A 26,412-nucleotide genomic window follows, 5' to 3' on the forward strand; every position below is an offset into this window, starting at 1 on the left:
TCTACTCGGGCACCGCAATAGAGCCCAGTGAAAGAATGGCCGCTGGCGCGATTCAACACATTAGGCGAGTAAGCTATCGCCCCAGTTTTCCAGCTCGGTAATCAGCGATATCCGCTCTGGATGCTGTACTCGCAGTTCGGACAGCTGGCGGAAGTAATCTTCGAGGGTGATAGAGGCCCCTGCGGTGGGATCGGTTAACCGCTGGAAACACCAGATCTGCCAGCGCTGATGTTCCTCGTCCGATAGGGTCTCTGGGAAGTTGCGCGCACGCATGCGGAACAATAACTCGGGTAGGCGCTTGTCACTGAATGGCACTTCGCCAGCCAGGGCTTCGGGCCCGCGGGCTGCCAAGCCGCGGTGCAGCTCACGGCAGATATCGCGGTCGGCATCGCTGAGGAAACCGCCGTAGAGATTCGCCTCTACATCTTTCTGGGGAAACTCCCGATCCAGAAATACGTTGTGCAGTTTCTCGGTCAGATCAACGCTTTTCAACTTCTGCCAGTTGGCCTCGCAAACCGCCCTATCGATGCCCAGCTCACTGGCACGCTTATCGTCGAGCATATTGGCTGGGGCCAAGATCGGGCACTTGTTCAAGTGCACCAGTTTCAGCCCAACCGGCAGTTCGCTTTCGCCCAGCTGATCGCGAGCGGTATAGAGGCGCTCACGCAGCGTATCCGTATCCAGGTTGAGTAAAGGCTCGGGGTCCATCGCTAAATTGGCAACAATCACGGCATTGCGATTCACCGGATGGCTGGCCAACGGCATCACGTAGGTCAGATGCCCATGATTGGCAGAGATCTTACCGGAGATATGCAACAGCGGGCGGCGCTCACGCATATCAATCATCTTGGCGGCTTCCTGCTTTCGGCGCAGGCGGAAAACATAATCGTAAAGCTTCGGCTGTTGCTTGCGGATCAGCCGCGCCATATCTATCGTAGCGTGGACATCAGAGAGTGCATCGTGAGCGCCCTCGTGGGAAATTCCATTGGCTGCGGTCAGTTCTTCCAGGCGGAAAGACGGCGCACCGTCTTCGCGTGTCGGCCACTGGATACCCTCCGGGCGCAGGGCATAAGTGAGGCGCACCATGTCGATAATGTCCCAGCGGCTATTGCCAGAGCGCCACTCGCGCTCATAAGGATCGAGCAGATTGCGGTACAGGGTGTAGCGGGTTACTTCGTCATCAAAGCGCAAACTGTTGTAGCCCACTCCGCAGGTACCAGGCGCACCCAGTTCAGCGAGGATACGCTGGATAAATTCAATTTCCGGCACGCCGTTAGCCAGGGCCTTTTGCGGGCTGATGCCCGTCACCAGACTCGCCATGGGCTGCGGCAGGCAGTCCGCTGAAGGGCGGCAGTAAATCATCAATGGCTCGCCGACGATATTCAGCGCTTCGTCGGTCCTGATACCGGCAAACTGCGCCGGTTTGTCGGCACCCGGGTCTGTGCCCCAGGTTTCATAATCGTGCCAATAAAGTGTGGTAGAACTCACGGTACCTCCATAATTTGGCGGCATCATACCACTGAGCACCACACCATCTGGACACCTGTACCCAGATTTGAGTCGCTCTCCAGCCCTCGCTGGTTGCAAAGCCGCCACCGCCCATTAAAATTCGGCGTTTCCACGAATTTAAGACAGCTATAACCCTCTATGAATATTCGCCAACTCCTCTCCGACAAATTCCAGGCCGCCATGCTTGCCGCCGGTATCCCCGTAGAATGCGGCCCGATTGTGGCACCTGCGAAGAAAGCCGGATTTGGCGACTACCAGGCCAATGGCGCTATGGGCGCCGCCAAGCGACTGGGCACCAACCCGCGTGAGCTGGCCAGCAAGATCCTTGAGCAGCTGGACAAGGGCGATATGATCGAAAAGGTCGAGATCGCGGGTCCTGGCTTCTTAAACATCCATCTGAGTGAACAGTGGCTGAGCCAACAGCTGTTGGCTGCCCAAGGCGACAAGCGTCTCAATATTGCCTCTGTTGAAGAACCCAAAACCGTAGTCATCGACTATTCCCACCCCAATTTGGCCAAGGAAATGCACGTAGGCCATTTGCGCACCACCATTATCGGTGATGCCTTGGCGCGCTTATTGGAGTTCCAGGGCCACAAGGTGGTCCGTCAAAACCATATGGGCGACTGGGGCACCCAGTTCGGTATGTTACTGGCACATCTGTCCGACAAGCTGGCAGACAATGCTGCGGAAGTAGCCCTTGCCGACCTGGAAGTCTTCTACCGCGAAGCCAAAGTACGCTTCGACGAGGAAGAGGGTTTTGCAGACCGCGCCCGTGAATACGTTGTAAAACTGCAGGGCGGCGACGAACAGTGCCTGAAACTGTGGAAACAGTTTATCGATATTTCTATCAGCCACTGTGAAGAGATCTACTCCAAGCTCAATGTCACCCTTAAGCAGGAAGACGTTTACGCGGAGAGCCAGTACAACGACGATCTGCCGGTGCTGGTTAAAGAACTACTGGATAACGACATCGCCGTAGAGGACCAAGGTGCTATCGTAGTCTTCCTGGAGGAGATGGCCGATAAAGAAGGCAATCCAAGCCCGATGATTATCCAGAAGAAGGGCGGTGGTTACCTATACGCTACCACCGATCTGGCTGCCATTCGCTACCGCGCAAACCAGCTCAATGCAGACCGTATTCTCTACGTAGTGGATGCCCGTCAATCCCTGCACTTACAGCAGGCCTTTGTCGCTTCACGCAAAGCGGGCTTTTTGCCAGAATCCGTTTCTCTTGAGCACTGCGCTTTTGGCACCATGATGGGCGACGATGGCAAGCCGTTTAAAACCCGCACCGGCGGTACGGTAAAACTGGCCGCCCTGCTAGAGGAAGCGGTGGAGCGAGCAGAAAAACTGGTAGCCGAGAAGAACCCTGAGCTGGATGCACAAACCTGTGCGGAAATCGCGCGCAAGGTGGGCATCGGCGCGGTGAAATATGCGGACCTAAGCAAGACCCGCACTAACGATTACATCTTCAGCTGGGAATCCATGCTCAGCTTTGAAGGCAATACTGCGCCTTACCTACAGTATGCCTATACCCGCGTGCGCAGTATTTTCCGCAAGGCCGGCATTGAGGCGAGTGAACTCAAGGGCAATATTAATCTGGAAAGTCCCCAAGAGCGCGCACTGGCAGTAAAACTGAACCAATTTGGTGAAGTACTGGATCAGGTAGCCAAAGACACCTTCCCACACGTGCTCTGTACTTATTTGTACGAGCTTGCCAGTGCTTATATGAGCTTCTACGAAGCCTGCCCGGTCTTGAAAGAAGGGGTAAGTGAAGAACAGAAGCATAGCCGTCTGCGGCTGTGTAACCTGGTGGCCAGCACTATCGCGACTGGCCTCGGCTTGCTCGGTATTGAAGTTATGGAGCAAATGTAAATTGTTCTTGCCCGGCCATACCTCCAGCAAATATGCAGGCTGGCTGGCCGGGCGGCTCTCTGGCGGGCAGGCTTCCCTAGCCTCCAGCCAAACTATCCTGCACCATTCATTACCCCACATAGGCCACCGTTTCCCCACTGGTCTAATTAAAGGAAAGTAACCCGTGAAAATCCTGATTACCGGCGCCTCCGGCCTGCTGGGCCGTAGTGTATTTAAACAACTTTCCAACAAACCTACTTTTTCCGTAATCGGCACCGCTTTTTCTCGCGCAGGCGAAAACTTAATTCGCCTGGACTTATCGGATAGCAGCGCAGTGAAAGCTTCCCTGAACGATATCAGGCCGGAAGTGGTGATCCATTGTGCCGCTGAGCGCTGGCCAGACCGCTGTGCTGACAATCCAGATACCGCCTGGCAACTCAATGTCAGCAGCACAGAGTTGTTGTCAAAGCACTGTAGCGAAATCAATGCACAGTTGGTGTATATCAGCACAGACTATGTCTTTGATGGTACTGCCCCACCCTATGCCCCTGATGACACACCCAATCCCGTGAATTTCTACGGCCGCAGCAAGTTGGCGGGAGAGGAAGCAGTATTGAAAAACGGTAACCATTGGGTTTTAAGATTGCCCTGGCTGTTTGGACCCGTCTCCTACCTGGAGGAATCGGGTATTACCGCCCTATTAGAGACACTGCGAGAGCAAAAGCCGGTCACACTGGATCACTGGGCAATTCGTTTTCCCACCAGTGTGGAGGAAGTGGCAGAAGTATTGGAGCAATGCCTGTTGAAAACCCAGCGTGGCATCCAATTTGAAGGTATCTATCAGTGGAGCGGCGACACCGCCTGCACTCGCTTTGAACTTGCGCATATTATTGCCAAAGTATGCGAATTGAGTGCTGACCATATCAGCGCAGATAGCAAACCCGATTTTTCAGTACCGCGCCCCTACAATTGTCAGCTGGATAAATCGCGCTTAACAAACCTCGGCATCAAAGGGACCGAACCATTGCCTCAGCAACTGGCACGCAACCTGAAATCTTTTATCCAGAATTAAAAGCTAATGGAAAACGAATAAAAGAAATTAAATGGTATAGGGATATACCTGTGCCGGCCTATAAGCCGGCGTTAACTTTTGTAATTGGGCACTATTTATAGCTAACAAGCGTTAATGGTAGTTATTACAGGAGTGGCCATGTATCGACACAGGGAAGGGTCGTGAAATCGCCAATTAAAGACTCTCGAACCATAGGGAAATATAGATGAAATTAAAACGTTGGCTATCTGCCGGAGCCCTGATTCTTGGTAGCTTTGCAACCCTGGCCTCCTGCCATGCGGATAATGGTCGTCATGGAAAGCGCCTGCACCAAGCAACCAAAAATGAAGATGCCCAACCGATTATCTGGATCGGCGACTTCAATAACTTTGACGATGCCGTAGCATTGATGCTGATTGCCAAAGACCCACGCTACACCCTGGAGCTGGCAGTGGTTGAAGACTCCTTCAATACTGTAGCGCACGGAGCCAATACGGTTTACAACATCCTCGAGTGGTTGGGTAACAACGATACCAAAGTGATACGCGGTGCCTACTTTGCCACTGAGGAGGTCGCTTACGGGGCTAACGGTAAGGCTTCCAGCGCTCCTGTCAATGACGACAACGCTGTAACTGGCCGCGATGATTACCAGCTGCCCAACTCCTCCGATTTCAGCACCGGCACATGGAATCTGGAGCGCCGCAATGCCATGGGTATTAACCTTTATGGCCAGTATGTGCCCGGTCCCTGGCGTGACAACGGCTCCACCTTATACGGAACTGACCACCTAATCCCCCGCGCAAAACAGGAACACTACCGCTACCAAGGTAACAATGGTGTCTCCTTCAATTTTGAACTGGCCGAAGACATTATCCTGGAAACTCTGGATAAACTGGAGCAACGCCCAGTGGTTTTCAATACCGGCAAACTCACCACACTGGCCCGGGTACTCGGCAAGGCCAACGAAGAGCAGCTGGCAAAAATTGATCGTGTGATTATGATGGGTGGAGGCTTTGAGAATTATGAGCCGTTTACCGAGAATCACCAGGCAGCCTGCTTTGGCGATAAATCTAGAAATCTGGGCGGCAATATTTTCTCCCACCCGAGTTTTGGCTGTGACAGCGACTTCAGCACCCACCAGGAATTCAATATTCTACTCGACCCGCTGAGTGCGCAGTGGGCCTTTAACGCCCTGAGTGAAAATGATATTGAAACCTATTTGGTACCCACCAACTCTACCGACATGGCCAAGGTACAGGGCAGCACCATCAAAGCCCTGGCTAAACGTCGTGCAACCCCTGAGGCCTGCTATACCTCCAAACTCCTCAGCTCTATCCGTGAATTTGAAGGTGGGGATTTCCAGGGTAATGGTGACTTCGCTATGGATGCAGTAATTCGCCTGTGGGATATTATCGCCGCACTGGTACTGTTAGAGCCTGAAACTCTAGAAATGGATCTGGTGACCGGATTTATTGAAGTCGACCAGTTAAATACTGGTCTGGCTGACAGTATGACTCCTTACGACCCCATTTCCTTCGACCCCACCGTGGGTAAAACCACTTTTGCCGAAAACGGCGAGGGCCTAGAAGTGAATGTCGTAATGGGTATCAACCACGATGCCGCCCGCACTGCAATGATTGAGCGCCTGCGCGATCGTTTTAATTCTGCTCGTAAGGGATCTAGATGTAGACTGTAATTTACTAAATTGAAATTAGCCCCCCGTACTCCATTGACAGAGTGTTATGAGGGATATTGGGGGGCTTTCGAAGATCCTTAATAAGGTAATTTTAAGAAATTAGTCAACCCTAAAGTACTAGTAATAATATTCTAAACCTACCTCTAAATAATCATCTTTTTGGAAACTACTCAATGGATCCTCCTTACCATAACTATTAAAAATCCATCCATTCACCCTCCACAGCCAAGAATTTGTAATCCTACTCGATGCTTCAAGCTTTATAGCTCTGGAGTTAAAATAATCAAGATCCTGGGTTACCCCCAACAATATCTCAGTCCCTGCGATATCATTAACTGCAAGTCTAGTTCCTATAAAAATATCTTGCTGCCATGCTGTCGTAGCACTCTGTCCACGGGAATCATACAAAACTTCCGTTAGAATACCTAAATCCATATTTGTATCAGTGATCCCTACAAGGCTGTATTCAAAACCTGCGGTTATTGCAAAGTACTCTTTTTCACCAGTATCACGCCACAGAGCTTCGGAAACCCAAGAAAAATCTCCTTTTAGCCACTGGGCATCAATTCCAACTTGTCTAATCTGCCGGTAAAAAGGTAACAATTGCTGCTGGTTATAGATAAAATCAGGATCTCTACCAGTGCCCTGGAAATAGCTTACCCCCAGATCAACCGAATTCATACTAGTAGAGTATCTAGCTGCAAAATCCAAATGCCTATTCCCTTTCGAGGACTTATACTGAGCAGACGAATTTTCAACGCCTAAACTAAGTCTCCCATCCTCACCTGGAAATGTACGTTCTCGAAAATAAGGGAGTAGAAAACCCTCAACACTTCCCCATTCCTTAATCCATGATACATGAAGCATTGGCTGACCGAGTTTATCCTCATTATCTAATGATTCGATACTGTCAGTTTGATTAATTATATCCACTAGATGCTGAGACTCAGTTACACCCCAAAATACCTTACCTATTCCAAGATCAACCTCAAGATCTAGCTCTTTAAAGTGATATCGCACCATAAATTCACGGATATCCCAGTGAGACCGTTCATCATCTAAAGCATCTAACCGTAAAAAAGGTACTACAGTGATGCTAGCACTGTCTTTCAAAAAAGATTGATAGAGTTCTGGTTCAACAAAAACAGAAGGCTGAAAGGTCTTCTGACCAACCTCGCCTCTAGCAAGGAATTGGCGATACTCAACTGCAGCAATCCCTCGTAATTCGACACAACTAGCACTAGAGGCGGAAGCAAGTAGAAATATAAAAAAAAGACAATTAAAGATGTGTAGCTTCATTATAAAAAAATCAACGTATTCTTTTAAGCGTCGCTACATTAAAATCATCTTCACCCAACCCTACTTTAAATTTAAGATCATGAATGGTGAGCACAGTACTTTTGCCCGTCTGATGGTTTATCATTGTCAAAACATGTGCCCGCCAATATTGTTCCAAATATTGGCGATAGTCCTCCAAATGTAATGTTTTTAATAACTCTCCCTTTCGATCGTAAAATTCCGTTCTAATTGGTTGATAGTGATCTTTATCAATCCAGACTACCTGCCTTGTATAGCCAGAATACTCATCAGTGGGTATTTGTTCCACAACAAGGGTTTCCCTCCCCTTTATTAGCTCCTCTCTTAGATAGCTGAACTTATATTTCTGCAATTCAAAGGAAGTCATGTCTTCATAGGCAAATTCACTACTCATAAAAGGCCCTGATTTATTTCGTGAGGCTATTCGCTTAACTCTCTTTAACCGAGGTAGATAAAGCCACTGATCATCAGGACTATTAATGTGAGAATAGGATAAAAAAGCAGTTCCTTTTACATCACGAGGCTCATCAAATACAGTTAATCCTCTATCTCCATCACCTTCAATTTCCAGAGTTCTAACCCTAAGTTCTCTTGAGCTAGTTTCACCCAATGCATTTTTCAACAACATACTGACAGTTGCAATTGAGTCTCTCCAGCCTTCATCTCTTACCTTTCTCTCTTTGGCAATTTCCAGCCCCATTTCGGTATTCGCCATCGCGAGGGAAGCCAAAAGAAGTAACAGGCAAGTTAAAATTCCATTCTTTATCATGATTTTTCCTATTGATATTTTTAATTGGCAGCAGACAAAAACTCATTATTGGCCTTGTCTTGCACAATATCCGTTCTTCTATCAAAAATTAAAAGCACAGCTGGCAGAAGTAAGAAATCGACAACTAGGGCAATTGTAATCACTAAAGCACTTAAAAGACCTAAATCTGAATTCAACCGAAAACTAGATAATGCAAGAACAAGAAATCCAGCAACCAGCACGAGAGAAGTTACCCAGAGAGCACGCCCCACGGTATTAAAAGAGTAGGATATTGCTTCTTCCACAGAGTTTCCCTGCCGACGAGAATATTGATATTTACTCAAAAAATGAACAGCATCATCCACCACAATACCCAATGTAAGTGACACGACTACAGACAAACCTAGATTCACCTCTCCTGAAATAAACGCCCATAAACCAAACCCCAATAAAACTGGAACCAATGTAGGTAACAAGCTGATTATTCCAATCCTCAAAGACTTTAATGCAATAACTAAGAGTGTAGAAATTAACACTAAAATAATTGGTAATGATTTAAGCATGCTATGCATGTTTGTCTCTCCAATATGTGCAAACATAAGAGAGGGACTAGATGCAACTATTTCATATTGTGGAGCATTACTACTGAACCAGTTATATATTTTGTTTTCAAAATCAACAAGCTCACCGCTACCTAAATTTTTAGTTGTCAACTGCAATTTAACCGCTGATTTATCAATATCGACTTCATTATTAATATCTAATCCATAGGGCAAGGAAAGTTCATACAATAGAAGATATTGTGCAGCCAACTCTCTATCATTGGGTAACTTGTAGTATTCTTCCTTGTCACCATGTAGGTTTTTATTTAACCTTTTATAGGTATCCACTAGACTAGCAACATGATCTATTTGTGGCTGCATACGAAGCCAATTTGTAAAATCATCTAGCATAGAAATAAAATCAGGATCAACTACACCCTGCGATTTACCAGACTTGACAGCAATACTAATATTAGTCATGCCGCTAATATGGTTCTCCATGTAATCGGCAGCAATTCTAAATTTATGACTGGAATCAAAGTACTCTATCGGCTCATCATTTATTCGATTCTGCATCACCATATAGCCAGCAATCAAAACCACAATAGTGGAGACACAAAAGATACTTCGATGGTAACGAATTATCAGATTTGGTAGTAATTGAAATAATTTAGAATAAACGCCTCCTCTCTCCTTATATACTTTTACTGGCATCAATAATAACAGTACTGGCAAAAGGAAAATCGAAAAAACAAAAGCCAACATAACTCCCAAAGCAGATAAACTACCCATATGCCGTAAGACAGGCGAATCAGAAACATTCATTATTAGGAATCCGATAGCCGTCGTCACAGAAGTAATTAAAATAGCCATAAAGTTCAGTTTAAAACTATGAACAACAGCTTCTCGATTTCCCAACCCCTGCCTTTTGCCTTCATTGACAGAGGTAATCAAGTGTACACAATCTGCCACTGCCAAAGTCATTATCATTGTGGGAACATTAACTGTGGCAATGCTCAAATACATTCCAGCCCAACCATAAATCCCCATAGTTGCCACTACACTTGCAACAACAATAACCAAGGTTAAAATTACATAGGTGATCGACCTTAGCGTCATAATTAATAATAAACTAATTACCGCAAACATTACTGGCACTAAAGTGAGAATGTCTTTTTGAGCAGCCTTGGTAAAGGAAGAGTTCATAGCAACGATGCCAGCCTGATGAAATGAAACATCAGGGTATGACTCTTGATAGGAAGCAAGCATCCTATCTGAATGGTCCGTGATTTCAGCTACTCGAGCGGTCTTATCGCCTGACGGCAATTGAAAAGTGATATTAATAACTGCGGAATCACCTGTTTTTGAAACCAAGGCCCCCTTAAGCCTTGGGGCATTCTCAGCAACAAACTTAACTTTATTAATATATTCTGTATTTAACGGATAATTCTTGAATACGAGATTTTCAACTAAAAGATCATCTTCTTGAGCCTCAGTATGCTGATAGTTGGCAATTGAATCCACTCTACTGGAATAAGGAATATTCCAAGCATCTTCTGTGAGGAGCATTATCAATTCGAGATATCTTTCAGTATAAATATCGCCAGTTTCTGGCGCTATAATTATCGCCAAACTATCAGTCTTGTTAAAGGTACCTTCAATCTCATTGAACGCCTGAAGCTCTTTATTCGAATCGTCAAAAAAAATTGCATAATCACCACGAAAAAAAAGGTTTTTAGCACCAACTGTACAGGCAACAAAAAAAAGCAAAAAAACAGACAATACCAATTTTGGACGCGATAGAATCCCTCTAAATAGTTGCTCCATTACATAGGTCTCCCAAGAGAATATTTTTCTAACAAAAATTAGTAACCATTACTAAGCAATTCCACTCACCAGCTCGATATCACCAAACGGAGTCTTCAAGACTTGAGTAAAGATATCTTTAAAGCAAGCTTCAGCAAGAGCTTTTTCTACTGAACCAGCAGATAAAGAGAGTGGACCCAACTTTAGTTCTGCGTGAATACGACCAACAATGTGAAACTCAGGAGATGTTCTTTCGCTGTTCAGCTTTTCATGAAAGCTAAGGAACATTCCACCAGGATTAAGAGATTGACGTATTTTCTCTAAGGTATGAGTAAGATCATCGGCGTAATATAAGACCATCGAAGCAAAAACTAAATCATATCCGCTCCCTAGAGAAGCTGTGTTCATATCACCTTCTAAAACATTTATCTGTGCTTTTTGAAAAACTTGTTTTTTAATTAGAGAGGCAATACCAGGCAAATCAAAAATTGTTACTTTAAGATCTGGCTTAACCGAAAGTAGATCTATAGCCAACTGCTCTGAACCTGCTCCGAGATCCAATATATGATTAACATCAGACCAGTTAGGCTGTGACATTAGAACATCTAAAACTATTGGATTTCTAACTGATAAATGAAATAACCTAAGGCCTTCTATCATATCGTTCCAAAATTCTGGATCTTTCATAGTAGGGCCATTTTTCTTCTGATGCTTACTGCTCAGGAGGTCAATAATCTCAGATTCACTTACATGCTTTATCTGACTGAGATGTTGCAATAACCCACACAAAGAAGAATCGGAACCAGAAGTCAATAAAGAACGATAGGAGCTACTTATTTGATACTTTCCTTTAAACTTATTAATCAACCCTATTGAAACCATTGAGTTAAGGAAAAGTTCAGCCCGACTCTCTAGAAAATCAAAGTGAAGAGCAACGTCCTTAACTGTACGTGCATCCTGCAGATAATCAAATATTTTAAGTTTTATCCCTGCTGATAGAATCTCCCACCGTAAAGGAGCCACTAGAGTATCAAATAAAAAAAATTGAGCATCATCCCCAAAGGAGGATTTATTAAACAACATTGATAATTCCAATATTTTCTGACAATAGATATCTAATCACAAACTTTATAATCAAAGATTACCCAATAAGACAGATGACCTGAAAACCCAGCGGTTAACAATTGAGATTTCTAAACATAGTCAGATTAAATTATTTATAAAATTTAAAAGCTAATAACTAAAGCTTTAAGCCATTTATTGACAAATTGGTAACAAGGTTAAGTAGAAAACACAATAAATATCTATAGATACCAAACAGATCTAAATCTCATTCCAGAGTTCCTATTTGCTTCAAAGTAACCTGTAAACAAAATTAGCTTCAGGATTCACATCGCTACTTGATACTTGATACTTGCTTTATGAGAACACAATAGGCTGCTCTGCAATCGTTTCCTATCATTACAGGAGCGAAGGAATATCAATTGCTGAACGCCGTTAACCCTTTCGACTGTTCGTGATATGACAAAATCTTGAGCCTAATTTTATATCGAACCTCAATAAAAAACGGTTTGATAATCAAATTCGATAGATAAAAGATATAACAAGGACTACGTAATGACACTGCCCCCGCTTGTCAGCCCCGTTCACGAACTCAGTAAACAAGAAATGGAGAGGTATAGCCGTCACCTACTGTTGCCAGATATTGGAATCGATGGGCAGAAACGGTTAAAAAACAGTAAAGTTTTGATTATTGGTGCAGGCGGACTCGGATCACCGGCATTACTGTATCTGGCTGCAGCGGGAGTAGGGACACTCGGTATCGTAGATTTTGATACAGTAGATGCCTCTAATCTTCAGCGTCAAGTTATCCACGGCCAATCCAATATAGGTGAAAATAAACTAGATAGCGCAAAAGCAACAGTTCAAGAGGTCAACCCTTTCGTTCATGTTGAACTGCATGAAACACGTCTAGATAGGACAAATGCTCTAGAAATAATTTCAGATTATGATCTTATTTTAGATGGAACAGATAATTTTGCTACTCGTTACCTAGTCAATGATGCTTGCGTAATGGCCAAAAAACCTTATGTATGGGGTTCAATATTCAGATTTGAAGGCCAGGCCTCTGTTTTTTGGGAAAATGCTCCTGGCGATATAGGAATCAACTACCGTGATCTATATCCAGAGCCGCCCCCCCCTGAGCATGCACCTTCCTGTTCGGAGGGAGGGGTGTTAGGAGTCCTATGCGCAGCAATAGGCTCAATTATGGCGACTGAAGCCATAAAACTACTCACCGGTATTGGGAGTCCTCTTATTGGGAAATTGATGGTCTATGATGCACTGGATATGACCTTCCGTAAATTACCCATTTATCGTAATCCCGATAGACAACCAATTACAGAACTCTGTGACTATGAATTTTTTTGTGGACTAACTAAGCCTTCGCAAGCACAAGAAGAAATTCCCACTTTAACACCCACTGAATTGCATAAAATTCGGCAGACAGGAAAATCGCATCTGCTGATTGATGTAAGGGAGTCCGGAGAGCGAGACATCTGCTGTATTGAAGGTGCTATTCATATTCCTAAAGCTGACATTCTAGCCGGGCGTGGATTAGAGTCGGTAGATAAAAACACCTTCATAGTTTTACACTGCAAAGTTGGTGGAAGATCCAGACAAGCTCTGGCTGCTTTAGAAAATCAGGGGTTCACTAATCTTTACAATCTCCATGGAGGCATTCTTGCCTGGATTAAAGATATTGAACCTGAACTTCCAGCTTATTAACACTAAAGCACAGACTGGAAATTTACTATGCTAAAGATTTTAGATGTACATATAGAATCTATTATGAATCAAGCACTTGCTGAGCACCCTATAGAGGCTTGCGGCATTATTCTTGGTAAAAAAGATAATCAAGTACCCCATAGAATAGTGCCAATGCAAAATGCAGCACGCTCTGAAAATTTTTTTGCATTTGACCCTAAAGAACAGTTTAAGGTCTGGCAAGAAATGGAAGAAAAAAATGAAGTGCCAATGGTGTTCTATCACTCACATACAAACTCCCGCGCCTTTCCAAGTAAAGAAGATATTCAACATGCTTGGTATCCTGATGCCAGTTATGTTTTGGTTTCAACAACTGGGGGTAAACCTGGTGAAGTGCGTAGCTATCGCATAGTAGACAAAAAGGCCATCGAAGAAACAATTAACGTAGTATCGCAATAAAACAAATAGGCAGATAAAAGCATGTCAGTGAAAGTAAAGATTCCCACTATTTTACGAACTCTAACTAACAATCAAAAAGAAGTAACGTCTGAAGGACAAACAGTCAAAGAGTTAATAGAATCTCTAGAATCGCAATATCCAGGGATCAGAGACCGCTTATTAAAAGAAGGGGAAGTTCACAAATTTATGAACATTTATGTAAATGAAGATGATATCCGCTTCAAAAACCAATTAGCTACAGACATAAAATCAAGCGATGTCATTACTATACTTCCAGCTGTCGCAGGTGGCTAATTAAAAACAAATAAAAAACTGTAAAAAACCTTAACATCTAAAAAAGGTGATCGGCATTATCGACTCACCTTTTTACATTATATAGTGATACCTAATCTAACCGGTAGAGAAATAACCAGAGTTACCTTGTTGCTCTTAAATAACGACCTCAATTAATTTAATTGATTGATTGTGTTACTGGCAACAGATTTTGGTGGTATATAAATTATGGAAATGGATAAATTTCTTAGCGACTGTACAATTATTGGTAACTTTAAAGAAGTTCCGGTTCACCTACAGTCAACAATAAATACTTTTCAGTATCAGTGCCATGCGTTAGGAATTCAAGTAGAAAATGATTTAAGTTTAAATAGTGATGTAAATTTTCCATTCAAATTTATATCTTCAGATAGACGAACTCAGGAAAACCTTTTCTCTTTTTGGTCAGATGATCCCCTACGGCAAGGCTCAGAGTCTGTGATTCAAGCCGCAACTGGCTTGATGTCGGTTCATGGACGTTCCATTGGTGGAATAGATGCCTTGAATGCTCCCTATCTATCTAGCGCATCAGCTGTTTTAACTCTTTTAGGCTGTATAGCCACCGCTATAGGCCATAGACGCGGATTAAATTCGAGAGGATTTCAAACCTCCATGGTATCTGCAGGGTTATTGTGTGTTGGGCAATACCTTGCTGGTGCAACTGTAAATGAATATGCGGAGAATATTCCTCCCGGAGTACACGATCATTCTCAACGACCACCTTTCTGTTCAGCAGATGGTGTGCTTTTTGAATTAGAAACTCTTTCTCCAGAACCTTGGCGTCGATTCTGGAGTGCTCTTGGGATCAGCCAGGAGGATATGAGCAAAGGTTGGCAGTCATTTCTGCAGCGGTATGCGAAAGCAACATCAGATCTGCCAAGAACCCTCATATCAAAAATTTCTTCTTGTAAATTTAAAGATATTGAATTGTTAGCAAGTGAATCGGGGGTCGCAGTATGTCGTCAGAGAACACTTTTAGAAAGGTCCACTGATAGAGATATATCTATTTTATTGGAACGAGGCCCATGGCAACTTAGACCTGAAGTTATTAATAATGATATATACAAAGATTCTTCAAAAAATATTTTAAATCAAGATACTTCAAATAACTTTATTACTGACCAAAGTAAACCTTTGAGTGGACTTACTGTTATCGAATCCTGCCGACGGATTCAAGGGCCTATAGCTGGCCATTTACTAGCCTTATTGGGAGCTAGGGTAGTACGAATTGAGCCACCTGGTGGTGACCCATTACGAGGTATGCCTCCTCTTGCTGGAGATTGTTCAGCGCGATTTGACGCACTAAACCATCTTAAAGAGGTTCGGGAAATCGATATTAAAACACCTGCGGGTCGCGCTGAAGTTCTTTCATTAGTATCTACTGCGGATGTCTTTATTCATAACTGGGCTCCAGGAAAAGCCAAGCAACTACAACTCGACCACGAACATTTGAAAAAGGTAAATCCTGATATTGTTTATAACTATGCCGGTGGATGGGGAATTCTAGATAACGATGTGCACTATCCTGGTACTGATTTCACCGTACAGGCTTATTCTGGACTAGCTAGTGAGCTTTCACATAATAATAAGAATAATGGAGGTACCCTATATACAGCCCTCGATGTTCTTGGTGGGATAATTTCAGCTCAAGGAACCACCTTAGGTCTATTCCGTAAATTTTTTAATAACCAGGGATGTCGTGTAGATACCTCATTACTAGGAAGCGCGACACTTTTAACCCAACCAATTATTAAATCTATTAGGGAAAAACATCAAAAGCCTGAATTTCAGAAAGGAAGGCTATTCAAGACCTTAGATGGATATATCATCCTAGAGTTCTCCTCATCTAATGAACTAATTCCTTTGCTAGATGAAATAAATTTGACGGTCAGAGATTTAGAGCAATCGAACATAGATGAAAAATTAGAGAAAATTCTTGAAGACAAAAATGCTCAAGAGTGGTTATTTATTTTCGAGAAACATAACATCCCATGTAGTCAAGTAATAGAGTCACTCGAAGAGCTACCCAAGCAGCCTCGCTTTAAAGAAAACTTTCAAACCTCAAATTATTCTCGTGTAACCACGCCATGGAGATTCAAATGAACAATACAGGTGTGATTGATATAGTGCCCATTTCGGTGCGACAGGATTGGACTTCTAAAGGATATTATCCCGAGCAAACTGTTTATGAAAAATTTTGCGAAAATGCTATAAAACAACCAAATAAACCCGCAGTACTTGAGAAAGATACAATAACAACTTACAGCCAATTATCTGAATCCGCAGCCCGGCTTGCTAATAGTTTTTTAAAATTGGGGATTGTCAGTGGGGACGTTGTTGTTTATCAGCTGGTCAACTCCTGGCGATCATGTGCTATTGATCTTGCATGTGCTGCAATCGGTGCTGTTGTCTGTCCGATTCCACTTGGGCGAGGCAGCCTTGATATTAAATCTGTTATCAAGCGTACTAATGCCAGAGCATTGATTACTGAAAGATCTTATGCAGATATTGATTACTGTGAAATAATTCAATCGATTCGTCCAAATGCATTATCATTGAGAACATTTATCGTCCAAGGTGATAAACCAGCATCCAGTGAAACTAACTGGAATGATCTTGATGAATTATTTAAAAATGATCCGCTTAAAACACCGATCAAAGTATGCCCTAATAGCCCTGTAAGGTTTCTTATTTCTTCAGGTACTGAATCAGAACCCAAATTAGTTGCTTATTCACACAATGCTATATTGGGTGGAAGAGGACGGTTTTTAGAAAGAATTACTAAGCCCAATAGAGACTTTCGTGCATTATACCTTATGCCTTTGGGTACTGCATTTGGCTCTAGTGCGACATTTGGCGTGCTTTCCTGGATGGGAGGTTCATTAGTACTTCTTCCAAAGTTTGATATAACTACTGCTATAGAGGCTATACAGCAACATAAACCAAGTCATATTTTTGGTGTTCCCACCATGTTTCAACGTATGGCGGCGGCTGCAGAACTACAAAAAACTGACTTATCGTGTCTTACGGCCATTGTCAGTGGTGGCGCCATTATTGATCAAGCGACAATTTATCGCTGTGTTAGTGCTTTTGACTGTAGAATTATTAGCCTTTATGGATCAGCCGATGGTATTAATTGTCATAATACATTGGAAGATTCTTTAGATTCTATTTGTAGATCCGTTGGACGTCCAAATCCTAGTATTTGTGAAATTCGAATTGTAGATGATCAAAAGCAACCTTTGGCTCAAGGGGAGATCGGAGAAATAGCTGGGCGAGGGCCAATGACGCCGATGCAATATGTAAATGCCCCAGATCTAGACCAACGTTACAGGGATCATGAAGGCTGGGTTTATACTGGTGATCTGGGTTGTATTGATGATAATGGATATCTTATTCTTCTCGGGAGAAAAAAAGATATCATCATTCGGGGCGGAATGAATATTAGCCCTGTTCAAATTGAAAAAATTGCAACCTCTCATCCTGAGATTATAAGTGCAGCTTGTATTCCTGTACCAGACGAAGATCTTGGCCAAAGAGTTTGTATCTGTATCACTCTGCGCGAAGGTTCAGATCTTCTCTCACTTAATGAAATTAATGATTACCTTAGGGATCAAGGCCTGGAAGTAAATAAACTACCAGAGTATCTGCAATTTTACCGGCAACTACCGATGACCCCTGCCGGAAAAATTAATAAAAAAATGCTTGTGGAAAATATCTCTTCATTGGGAAAGAGCAGAGAACAATCAAGGAATAGTGAATACGATACTGTAACATAATTTTGCTAACATTTTGGATACCCCATCTCCCTAAAAAGGATTAAATCGATCATGAGTGCCCCTCCAATTCATATAGATACGTTCGATAAAATAAAAATTGGACTGGTTCTTTTACTTGCAATGGCATTACCAATGTTCATTCTTTATGCAACTGGTGTTCTGAGCCCATATTTAATTAAAGCACTACAAGTACAAGAGAGTGACCTGAGCTATATTGTGATGGTTTCTTTTGGGTTAGCATCAATTTTATCCCTATTTGCGGGAAATGCTGTCGACTATTTTGGTCTTAGGGCATCATATGTTCTTCACTTCATAACAATTGCAATATCTTTTTTTATAATTAGTATCTCGGATAGCTTATGGACAATCATTGGCGCTATTTCTATAGTTGGTCTTTCTCAAGCCTTAGCCAATCCCTTAACTAATAAGTTAATTGCACTAAGAATCCCAGACTCTAGTAAGGCCATGATGGTCGGTATGAAGCAATCTGGAGTGCAGTTATCAGCATTACTTGCCGGTTTCACTCTGCCTTTTATAGCAAATAATTGGGGTTGGAGAGTATCCTTCTTGGCTGTAGTACCTATAGCAATAGTGATGGCAATACTAAGTTGGAAAGTATCTCCAAATAAGCCTCTAGTAAGGAAATCCTCTCAACAATACATTCCAAATAGAAAGCTTGCGCTATTAATGTTAACCCAAGGAGGAATTGGAGCAGTTCTTTCTGCATACATCACTTATATACCAAGCTTTGCAATCAGTTTATCCCTAAGCCCAGAGCAAGCAGGGCTTCTCATTACATTGTTTGGTATTACAGGAATGTCCTCTCGAATTATAATGACACCTATAGCCTCATCATTTGATAATCAAGCAATGTTTATCGTAGGGATGATTGGATTCGCTATTCTAGCCATATTTATCACAATGAAATCAAATATTGAGGCCTCTTGGCCAATTTATATTGGAGTCATTGGAATTGGATTAAGTATTGTGGCAACTAATGCAATAGCTATGGGGATGGTTGTAAAGGATTCAAGATTTGGCCCTATTGCCTATGCATCTGGAATGATATCTGCTGCTTTTTTTGCTGGTATAGCCGTCGGATCATCTATTTTTGGAATGATCATTTCATTCTTTGAATCTTTTTCAAGTGGATGGATATTTACTATTTTAATCCTGTTGATAAGTGGGAGTTCTTGCCTGATTCTTGCAAACCAACATTCTCTCACTCAACAAGAAGCTGTTTAAAATGAATAATTCATTGTTGGTAGAGAATAAAGAGTCATCTTTTTCAGACTCTTCTACAAGTGTAAATTACACTGCCATATATGCCATATATGCCATAACCAATACTTTAGAGAGAATTTCTTATTCTTGTGATGATAATTTCCCAATATTTACATCCCCCCAGGATAATCAGTGGAAATTTTCTTCAGGAGGTTCTTGGATGGGCGGATTTTGGTGTGGCAGCTGGTGGTTAAAGGCAAAAGTCAGTGGAAAGGATATTGATAGAAATTATGCGTCTTCTATTTTAGAACGTCTCACACCAAAACTATATTCAGACACAATATTCCGCAGCATGATTTATTGGTATGCATTAGCGCCTGGCATTCGTTTATTTAACGATACTAAGTCTATTTTATTTGCGGAAAAAGCAGCAAAAACCATCTTTCAAAGTTTCAATTCGAAGTGGGATTGCTATCCTATGGGAACCGCTTTGGGGGCAGGAGAAAAAGGAAAAAACACACTAAATATTGATGGCCTTGCTGCTCTTATCCAACTGTTACAGTATGGTGACTCTGAAACCCGTTCTACTGCAAAATCACACACCGATTCAATTATTAAGTTTATGCTCGACCCAAGTGGTAATTTTTCTGCAAATGCTACACTTGGAAGCAATAAAATAAAAATAAGCAATTCTTCCAAGGGTTGGGCTCGAGGCCATAGTTGGGGACTTTTGGGCTTGGCTACTGCTTCCCGTCTTTGGGGCGGAGATTATCATACATTGGCTGAATCATTGTGCGTTGAATGGCTTAATGAATATTCTGATAAATTCCCTAAGAACCTTAAAAATGGAAATCGAAATCACCTGGATCCCTCTGCATCACTGATCGCGGCATTATCAATGTATAAACTTTCCGCATGTCCAAAAAATATGATTGATTGGCGAGCAGAAGCCAACTCTATTATTAAAAATATAATTGAGTCTGACTACTTCAATATAAACGACCAGTCCCATGAGGCATATTTTAACGGTTGCTTTTTTCGTATTAACTCTAGCGAAGAAAGTTTAGGTGAAACAATATGGGGATATTTTTTTCTTCTGCAGGCTCTGCTTATATCAGAAAAAATTATTGACCCAAACGATATTTAACAAAATGAATTAGAGGCTCAACTTTAGAGATGAATCACAACATAGGGATATGCATTATTTCTGAGAATCCTGCTCTTATTGAAGAGCTGGATTATATATTTTCTCTTATCCATGTCATTCAAAATCCTGAGGATGATTGCTCATTTACGATAGAGCCATTTTCTCTACCGCCGAAAAATAATAGAGACATATTGAATGCCACTATAAAACAAGCTCAACACTATCTAACGAATGCTGGCAAACGTCATGAATTCTCATTTACTCCATATATATTTAGAGATTTAAATGAAGCAATTAAGGTGTTGCCTGGAGAAAATACTGTTTTTGACATATTTATTGTTGACACTGAATATTTACCTGAATACTCAAAAGAGGCCAACATTAGCTTACCCGAAAGCCCTTTTGATTTATTAATATCATCTTGTAAAGTACGTACACTTACTCCATTTTCTAAAGTTATGTACGTGCCAGAAGAGAGTCTAAATAGTATTTTATCATATGTTGATGGCAGTACTCAGATTCAAGTTCTACAAGACGATCCGGATTTAGTTAGGGCGAAATTACTAAAACTATTGATTGATCACATGGAGCACGGTTATCTCAATAAGTTATTATCAAGAACTGCAGCAACCACTAAATCACCAATTGGAATCGCCCAGGCAATCTTTAGTCACATGCAAGAATTCTGGCCGAAGCAATGGGATTTCCACTATTATACGGGCTCTATGGTAGCCAACTTAATTCGCTCAATACAGGCATTATGTACGGATGTCCAGGATGATTCATCGCCCAGATGTTTAACTGGTAATAATGAGCATTGTTTAGCTGCTGGCGCATTAGCAGGATGGCAACTATTCGAGCGTTCATACGTTATTACAGTCACTTCTGGTATGATTGATGAATTTCGTGGTACTTTATCGAACCTTCAAAGAGCAAAAGCCCCAGGTTTAATTATATGTGCTGATAGTCCAGCTGATTCTTGGTTTGCTTTTCAGGGAACAATTGACGTTGATACTGATGGGCGTGAGGTCATAGCTGCCAGAAGGATACCCCACGTATACCTACATGATCGGGAAACCTTATCAGAACAGCTGAATAAGGCTTTTCAAGTCATGCATGAAAATCCTGGTCCCGTTTTCATTTTTGCCACTCCAAATATACTCGAGTCTAGGGAGAATACATTTAGCCCATCTGAATTCATATCAAAAGTATCCGAACCTGATGATATACATCAGAATGATCTCGATACTGTTATGAACTTAATTAACAATTCTGATATCAGATTACTCTGGAACTGTGGTCCGCTTTCTAAGTATGAGCTTGAGTTGGTAACCCAGATTGCGCAAGATGCAGGTATAGCTCTAACCGATTCATTAACTCATCCAGGTACGGTTCAAGCTTATAGAAATGGAAAACTAAATAAAAACTATCTTGGAACCTTCGGCGTCTATGCTTTCAGTCGACGGGTTTATCACTACCTACATGACAATGGAAAACTACGAGGGCCGGATACTCTTAGTCAATTTTTTTTAAAACATAAAATTGATCAGGCTGCGACCCCATTTTCAGAAGGTAAACTGAAGCGTAATATCCATATCGTCCAAGTTAATAAAAATAAACGTCATCTCTCTCCTTACAGCAATATTGCCCTTAATATGCCTCTTGTAAAACTCTTGGAGTATATAAAGGCGCACTTAGACGTACAGGATCACATCAAAGCAAATCGCTTAGCATACTTGACAGAGGCTACAAATCTTGACGAATGTGTACCCGGGGATTATATGGCCAGCCTTCCAATGTCAGCCAATTATTTCATGTTGAAATTAGGTCAACAGGTTAGGAGATTAATTGAGAACAATGCATTTGAATTCATTGGTGTTTATGATGTAGGGCGCTGTGGGTTATCTGCAATACGTAATATACCAAGGACCTGTCGTAGTTTTTCTGGCTGGTACGGAAGAGCACTAATGGGAGATGCGCTTTCTGCCCTACCCTACATTGCTAGAACTTCTGATAAAAATGTATTGGCATTTATTGGCGATGGTGCACGAGCACTGGTCCCCAATATTGAGAGTCAACTTGTCCATGCTTTATCTCAAAACCCAAATGGGACAAAAATTAATATTACACTTTTGTATCTATGCAATGGTGTTTTATCAATGATTCAAACATATTTGGACAAAAGAACACCATCCGGCTGTGGTCGACAGGTAGTGGTGCCTTTACCACTTCAGGAGAACCATCCCGAGCATAGGAGAGAGCCTGTTACTTCCCGCAATATCATTGTTAATCGAACAAGGGTTAGTAGCTATCAGGAGCAGCAAATAGGAGATCTTTTGAATCAAAAGGGAAGAATAAATATTGCTGAGGTGCTTCTATCTCACAATTCTGATGGAGATGGTCTAAGCCTAATCTCTGAAGCCTCCTGGAATCGAATTACAGCTTGAATTTGGACTTAAAAGAATGAAATTTGGATTTATCGCTCACCCAACATCAGTTGCCCTGAAGCGTCATGTTAAACTTATTGATTTGGTCAACCGAAATATTGATGAGCAAAGTAATGGTTATCATGAGGACTACTGGAAAAAGCAAAACCTTGTGCCATTTACTACTTTTGATTCCGTTATCAGTAAGGCAGGGTCACAATGTAGTGGAATTATCCACTATATGCCTCTAACCGCAGAGGAAATGCTTTCGGAACATCGAAATGTAACAAAACGTGTTATTGAGGGAATCAATGACTTACAAAGCCGAGGAGCAGAACTAGTTGGGTTAGGTGGATTCACTGGCATCGTTGGAAATCGGGGCCTGCAGACAACAGAGAAATGCTCAATTCCAATCACCACAGGTAACTCTCTAACAGCTTATGCTGCTCAAAGAAACATTCTACAAGCTATGGAGCGGCTCGAACTATCACCTCAAGGTATAGAAGTTGCCATTATAGGCTATCCAGGCTCTATTTCTCTCGCTATTGCTCAACTACTTATCGATAAAGGTTGTCACCTAACATTAGTGCATCGAGGTAAGAGCGATCCTGATAAATATCTGAACTACCTGCCTAGCCAGATGCATTCATCTGTAACGCTCACTAATAATATTGAAGATTGTTACGGTAGAATTAAATTCTATATTGCCGCAACTTCTACAGGCAGTGTAATAGATCCAGCCAGACTTCTTTCTGGCTCAATAGTGGTCGACGCAGCCTTACCTAAGGATGTAATGCCCACACTACAGCCGAGAGAAGATATTCTGATTATAGATGGTGGCCTGATTTCTGCAGGCCCTGAAGTCAGCTTCGGGGAAGCCACTAAAAATTTTGCTCCAAAGAAGTTCATGAATGGTTGCTTAGCAGAAACTATAGTTTTAACTTTAGAGCAATGCAGAGAAGACTATTCACTAGGTAGAATACTGCCGCCAGAGCGTGTATTAAACATTGGCCAACTAGCGGAAAAACATGGTTTTACCACTGTACCAATGGCCACCGACGGAGAGTGGATTACCGATTCCCATTTTTATGGGCTTCTTCGCCATCATCGTGATATTCAGGTCTCTCTTGATACTTCAAAACACCTACAGCGCACTCAAACCATTAGTAGATTTCGACATCACATTAATCCTGTGATGGCAGATTTTTACCAATTTAATCATATTGAACGTGTTTTTCATCACGGAAGTGGATGTCAACTCACTGATATGGATGGAACAATTTACTTAGATTTTGTTGCCGGTTATGGGTGCCTTAATACTGGCCATAATCACCCTAAAGTAACAAAAGCTATCACAGATTATTTATCATCGGAGAATCCTACTTTTGTTCAGTATGTCTCCATGCCATATCATGCTTCTCTACTTGCAGAGAGGCTGGCTGAGCTTGCTCCTGGAGATTTATCAAGAGTCTTCCTCAGTAACTCAGGTACAGAGGCTGTGGAAGCTGCTATTAAAATGGCTCTTGCCGCAACTTCAACGGGTCGTTTGATATATTGTGATAATGGCTATCACGGAAAAACCCTTGGGGCATTATCTATCACTGGCCGCACTAAACACAGATCAGAATTCGAACCTCTATTACCTGAATGCCATGAAATACCTTTCGGTTCCTTGACCGCATTAGAGGAGGAATTACAGAAAGGTGACGTGAGGGCATTTATCCTTGAGCCTATACAGGGTGAAGGCGGTGTTCTATTACCACCTAAAGGATATTTAAAAGAAGTCAGGCGCTTATGTACTAAATATAATGTCATAATGATTCTCGATGAAGTGCAAACGGGACTAGGTCGAACCGGTAAACTCTTTTGTTGTGAGTGGGAGAATGTGGTACCTGACATTTTAATATTATCCAAGTCACTTTCCGGTGGCACTATTCCAATTGGTGCTACGATATCAAATCCTCGTTTATGGGATAGCGCTTACGGTAGTATGGATCGCTGTATTTTGCATACATCAACTTTTGGAGGCGGAAACCTGGCTGCTGCTACGGCTCTTGCGACTTTAAATGTTATTGTAGAAGAAAATTTAGCGGCTAATGCTATAGCTATGGGAGAAAAACTTAAAAGCTCATTAGAAGAAATTGCCAGTCAATACCCCTTCATTAAGTCTGTAAGGGGAATGGGACTTATGCTTGCAATTGAATTTTCTCAGTCTTTCAAAGGCAGTATTAATGCTACTGCTCAGGAACTTGCTCATCGCTTACCCTGGAATTCTCGTGAAACTTACAAAATGCTGTCAGATAATGCCAAGCATCATATGCTTGCTGCCATTGATGCAATTGAGTCCAATTTGGAAGATATGTTTTCCCTAAGATTCGTTACAAAGCTTTCTCAAGAACATAATATTTTAACTTTTCTTACTGCCAACAATAGTCGCGTGATGCGCATTCAACCTCCATTGGTTTTGAATTCCCAAGAAGCATTAAGATTTATTTCTGCTTTCGATTCAGTATGCCGAGACATGTCTACTTTTATGGACTAACCATCATACATGTTAAGCAATTAATTTTTTATTGGAAGCCAGCAGCTAAAGGATAAACATGTCATTATTAACAAAACAACAAGAAAAGCTTGTTCAGAGAGCACGTGATTTTGTACAAACAGAACTCCTTCCTCTTGAAAAGGAGGTTGAAAAATCTGGTGGAATAAGTTCAGAATCTTCTAATGAAATCATAAGAAAATCTCGACAAGAAGGTCTTTTTGCGGCCAATATTGATCGCCGATTTGGAGGAGGGGGACTCACCACATTAGATAACGTTCTCTTGCAAGAACAGTTCGGAGCCACCAAGGAAATTCTTGCACGTCGAGCGGCAGGAAATATCTATGAGTGTATTAAGGAAGGTACAGCCGAACAAATTGAGCGTTTTTTAATTCCTAGTATCAGAGGCGATCGGCACTCAGCATTAGCTGTCTCTGAGCCTGAGGCAGGTTCTGATGCGGCATCTATTACTACTAGGGCCGTACGCTGTGATGCCGGCTGGATACTTAATGGAAGAAAATATTTCATTAGTGATGCGGATTTCTGTGACTACTTTATAGTTGCAGCTGTAACTCAGCCAGATCTTGGTCCACGTGGAATCTCTTTATTTTTGGTTGACAGGAGTCAACAGGGATTTTCCTATGGCAAAAGTTTTAATATGCTCGGATTTAAGGGTACAACGCATCGTGAGCTAATTTTCAACAATCTTATTCTGGGAAAATATGCGCTGCTAGGAGAGGAGAATGACGGCTTTAGAATCCTGGGCGATACATTAGGAAAAGCGAGATTAAGTAAAGTCGGAGCCAGGGCAATTGGAAAGTGCCATCGTCTGTTGTATTTGATGAAGAAACACGCCCAAGATCGTCAACAATTTAGTAAAGCTCTCATTGATTTTGGCCAAATAAAACAAATGATTGTTGATAGTAATATTGAAATTGCAGCTGCAAGAGCACTTCTTCTACAAACTGCTAAGGAAATTGATACTGGCTTAGATTCTCGGGCTGCCATTTCCCAAGTAAAGATACTCGCAACCGAAACTTTGGGGCGTGTTGCAGATAGGGCTGTCCAAGTCTTTGGCGCCTCGGGCTGTCACGATGAAGAGGTGATTGAGAGTTTCTATCGCGATGCTAGACTGTATCGTATTATAGATGGAACATCAGAAATCCATATGAATATCATAGCGAAGGATCTAAAAAGATCAGTTGGGCCTTGTTTCGTAGCCAGCTAAATTCCCTTG

General features: G+C 42.2%; 18 protein-coding genes. 13 read left to right on the forward strand and 5 right to left on the reverse strand.

Annotated features, from left to right (window positions below; translation table 11 throughout):
• Positions 1-60: 60 nt before the first annotated feature.
• Entirely contained in the window at positions 61-1,512 is a 1,452-nt protein-coding gene (gene sbcB, locus ACJJIC_RS19445) for an exodeoxyribonuclease I (protein WP_445357866.1), read from the reverse strand.
• Positions 1,513-1,647: 135 nt separating this feature from the next.
• On the opposite strand from sbcB, the gene argS reads away from it, so the two are divergent.
• The 3 genes from argS to ACJJIC_RS19460 all read left to right on the forward strand — a co-directional run bounded on the left by argS (position 1,648) and on the right by ACJJIC_RS19460 (position 6,110).
• Positions 1,648-3,384 (forward strand): arginine--tRNA ligase, encoded by a 1,737-nt coding sequence (gene argS / locus ACJJIC_RS19450; protein ID WP_445357695.1) that lies wholly within the window; start codon positions 1,648-1,650, stop codon positions 3,382-3,384.
• Positions 3,385-3,547: 163 nt separating this feature from the next.
• A complete protein-coding gene (locus ACJJIC_RS19455; RefSeq protein WP_444888187.1) occupies positions 3,548-4,435 on the forward strand; it encodes a dTDP-4-dehydrorhamnose reductase family protein in 888 nt (295 codons plus the stop codon).
• Between the two features lie 205 nt (positions 4,436-4,640).
• Positions 4,641-6,110 (forward strand): nucleoside hydrolase, encoded by a 1,470-nt coding sequence (locus ACJJIC_RS19460; RefSeq protein WP_444908867.1) that lies wholly within the window; start codon positions 4,641-4,643, stop codon positions 6,108-6,110.
• Positions 6,111-6,227: 117 nt separating this feature from the next.
• Here the strand turns inward: ACJJIC_RS19460 and ACJJIC_RS19465 are convergent, their stop codons facing one another.
• Genes ACJJIC_RS19465 through ACJJIC_RS19480 form a run of 4 tightly spaced genes read right to left on the reverse strand, consistent with a single transcriptional unit; the run spans position 6,228 to position 11,606 of the window.
• Positions 6,228-7,409, reverse strand: coding sequence for a hypothetical protein (locus ACJJIC_RS19465; protein WP_444908866.1), 1,182 nt, complete (start codon positions 7,407-7,409; stop codon positions 6,228-6,230).
• A 10-nt stretch (positions 7,410-7,419) separates the two neighbouring features.
• Positions 7,420-8,196, reverse strand: coding sequence for an outer membrane lipoprotein-sorting protein (locus ACJJIC_RS19470; protein WP_444885890.1), 777 nt, complete (start codon positions 8,194-8,196; stop codon positions 7,420-7,422).
• Between the two features lie 20 nt (positions 8,197-8,216).
• Complete coding sequence (locus ACJJIC_RS19475; protein WP_444908865.1) at positions 8,217-10,544, reverse strand: efflux RND transporter permease subunit; 2,328 nt, start codon at positions 10,542-10,544, stop codon at positions 8,217-8,219.
• 51 nt (positions 10,545-10,595) lie between these two features.
• Entirely contained in the window at positions 10,596-11,606 is a 1,011-nt protein-coding gene (locus ACJJIC_RS19480) for a class I SAM-dependent methyltransferase (RefSeq protein WP_444908864.1), read from the reverse strand.
• A 534-nt stretch (positions 11,607-12,140) separates the two neighbouring features.
• Here ACJJIC_RS19480 and moeB point away from each other — a divergent pair.
• The 10 genes from moeB to ACJJIC_RS19530 all read left to right on the forward strand — a co-directional run bounded on the left by moeB (position 12,141) and on the right by ACJJIC_RS19530 (position 26,403).
• Entirely contained in the window at positions 12,141-13,310 is a 1,170-nt protein-coding gene (gene moeB / locus ACJJIC_RS19485; protein ID WP_444904003.1) for a molybdopterin-synthase adenylyltransferase MoeB, read from the forward strand.
• Between the two features lie 27 nt (positions 13,311-13,337).
• Positions 13,338-13,748: a M67 family metallopeptidase gene (locus tag ACJJIC_RS19490; RefSeq protein ID WP_252084779.1), complete on the forward strand. Its 411-nt coding sequence runs from the start codon at positions 13,338-13,340 to the stop codon at positions 13,746-13,748.
• 21 nt (positions 13,749-13,769) lie between these two features.
• Complete coding sequence (locus ACJJIC_RS19495; protein WP_252084778.1) at positions 13,770-14,042, forward strand: MoaD/ThiS family protein; 273 nt, start codon at positions 13,770-13,772, stop codon at positions 14,040-14,042.
• A gap of 207 nt (positions 14,043-14,249) precedes the next feature.
• Positions 14,250-16,163 (forward strand): CoA transferase, encoded by a 1,914-nt coding sequence (locus ACJJIC_RS19500; protein WP_444908863.1) that lies wholly within the window; start codon positions 14,250-14,252, stop codon positions 16,161-16,163.
• Positions 16,160-17,839, forward strand: coding sequence for a class I adenylate-forming enzyme family protein (locus tag ACJJIC_RS19505; protein WP_444908862.1), 1,680 nt, complete (start codon positions 16,160-16,162; stop codon positions 17,837-17,839). The genes ACJJIC_RS19500 and ACJJIC_RS19505 overlap by 4 nt, the downstream gene beginning before the upstream one ends.
• Before the next feature lie 51 nt (positions 17,840-17,890).
• Positions 17,891-19,084 (forward strand): MFS transporter, encoded by a 1,194-nt coding sequence (locus ACJJIC_RS19510; protein WP_445357696.1) that lies wholly within the window; start codon positions 17,891-17,893, stop codon positions 19,082-19,084.
• Position 19,085: 1 nt separating this feature from the next.
• The gene (locus ACJJIC_RS19515) at positions 19,086-20,210 is read left to right on the forward strand and encodes a hypothetical protein (protein ID WP_445357697.1); all 1,125 of its coding nucleotides are present in this window, start codon (positions 19,086-19,088) and stop codon (positions 20,208-20,210) included.
• A 29-nt stretch (positions 20,211-20,239) separates the two neighbouring features.
• Positions 20,240-22,657, forward strand: a complete 2,418-nt coding sequence (locus ACJJIC_RS19520) for a hypothetical protein (protein WP_444908859.1) — start codon at positions 20,240-20,242, stop codon at positions 22,655-22,657.
• Positions 22,658-22,673: 16 nt separating this feature from the next.
• A complete protein-coding gene (gene pigE, locus ACJJIC_RS19525; protein ID WP_444908858.1) occupies positions 22,674-25,178 on the forward strand; it encodes a prodigiosin MAP biosynthesis aminotransferase PigE in 2,505 nt (834 codons plus the stop codon).
• Between the two features lie 58 nt (positions 25,179-25,236).
• On the forward strand, positions 25,237-26,403 hold the full coding sequence (locus ACJJIC_RS19530) for an acyl-CoA dehydrogenase family protein (protein ID WP_444908857.1): 1,167 nt from the start codon (positions 25,237-25,239) through the stop codon (positions 26,401-26,403).
• The last annotated feature ends 9 nt before the right edge of the window (positions 26,404-26,412 follow it).

The organism is Microbulbifer mixtoriginis (SeqCode) (assembly GCF_052468275.1).

Excerpts from the sequence above, each read along its gene's own strand:
- ACJJIC_RS19500 (WP_444908863.1), top strand. The coding sequence starts at position 14,250 with ATGGAAATGGATAAATTTCTTAGCGACTGTACAATTATTGGTAACTTT.
- sbcB (WP_445357866.1), bottom strand. The coding sequence starts at position 1,512 with ATGCCGCCAAATTATGGAGGTACCGTGAGTTCTACCACACTTTATTGG.
- ACJJIC_RS19460 (WP_444908867.1), top strand. The coding sequence starts at position 4,641 with ATGAAATTAAAACGTTGGCTATCTGCCGGAGCCCTGATTCTTGGTAGC.
- ACJJIC_RS19490 (WP_252084779.1), top strand. The coding sequence starts at position 13,338 with ATGCTAAAGATTTTAGATGTACATATAGAATCTATTATGAATCAAGCA.
- ACJJIC_RS19475 (WP_444908865.1), bottom strand. The coding sequence starts at position 10,544 with ATGGAGCAACTATTTAGAGGGATTCTATCGCGTCCAAAATTGGTATTG.
- pigE (WP_444908858.1), top strand. The coding sequence starts at position 22,674 with ATGAAATTTGGATTTATCGCTCACCCAACATCAGTTGCCCTGAAGCGT.
- ACJJIC_RS19495 (WP_252084778.1), top strand. The coding sequence starts at position 13,770 with ATGTCAGTGAAAGTAAAGATTCCCACTATTTTACGAACTCTAACTAAC.
- moeB (WP_444904003.1), top strand. The coding sequence starts at position 12,141 with ATGACACTGCCCCCGCTTGTCAGCCCCGTTCACGAACTCAGTAAACAA.
- ACJJIC_RS19505 (WP_444908862.1), top strand. The coding sequence starts at position 16,160 with ATGAACAATACAGGTGTGATTGATATAGTGCCCATTTCGGTGCGACAG.
- ACJJIC_RS19480 (WP_444908864.1), bottom strand. The coding sequence starts at position 11,606 with ATGTTGTTTAATAAATCCTCCTTTGGGGATGATGCTCAATTTTTTTTA.
- ACJJIC_RS19510 (WP_445357696.1), top strand. The coding sequence starts at position 17,891 with ATGAGTGCCCCTCCAATTCATATAGATACGTTCGATAAAATAAAAATT.
- ACJJIC_RS19470 (WP_444885890.1), bottom strand. The coding sequence starts at position 8,196 with ATGATAAAGAATGGAATTTTAACTTGCCTGTTACTTCTTTTGGCTTCC.
- argS (WP_445357695.1), top strand. The coding sequence starts at position 1,648 with ATGAATATTCGCCAACTCCTCTCCGACAAATTCCAGGCCGCCATGCTT.
- ACJJIC_RS19515 (WP_445357697.1), top strand. The coding sequence starts at position 19,086 with ATGAATAATTCATTGTTGGTAGAGAATAAAGAGTCATCTTTTTCAGAC.
- ACJJIC_RS19520 (WP_444908859.1), top strand. The coding sequence starts at position 20,240 with ATGAATCACAACATAGGGATATGCATTATTTCTGAGAATCCTGCTCTT.
- ACJJIC_RS19465 (WP_444908866.1), bottom strand. The coding sequence starts at position 7,409 with ATGAAGCTACACATCTTTAATTGTCTTTTTTTTATATTTCTACTTGCT.
- ACJJIC_RS19530 (WP_444908857.1), top strand. The coding sequence starts at position 25,237 with ATGTCATTATTAACAAAACAACAAGAAAAGCTTGTTCAGAGAGCACGT.